The 229-nt window shown below is 66.8% G+C and carries 1 protein-coding gene; it reads left to right on the top strand.

Features of this window, described 5'->3' with window-relative positions; genetic code table 11:
- On the top strand, positions 1 to 229 hold a 229-nt coding region (locus BST14_RS32535), incomplete at both ends, for a hypothetical protein (protein ID WP_142279755.1).

The raw sequence follows: 229 nt of genomic DNA, 5'->3' as shown, positions 1-229 counted from the left end.
ATCCGCATAACGACGAACAGGCCCGGCAACTGTTCAACCAGCATGCAAACGAACTCTGGGTCGAGCCTGAGGCTCTCGAATTGGCCCGCCGGCTGTTCGCCGAGCAGCGCGGCGAGCGTCCCCTCGAACGGGACAACCCGCTGGCCCTGCGCCATCCCATCGAACCGATCATCCCGCCGCTGCGCTATCGCGACGACGCCTGCTCGCCGATGGCCGCGCTGGACCGCTT

Origin of the sequence: Mycobacterium arosiense ATCC BAA-1401 = DSM 45069 (assembly GCF_002086125.1) — a bacterium.
Classification (GTDB): Bacteria; Actinomycetota; Actinomycetes; order Mycobacteriales; family Mycobacteriaceae; genus Mycobacterium; species Mycobacterium arosiense.
This window is presented reverse-complemented; position numbering and strand designations above follow the sequence as displayed.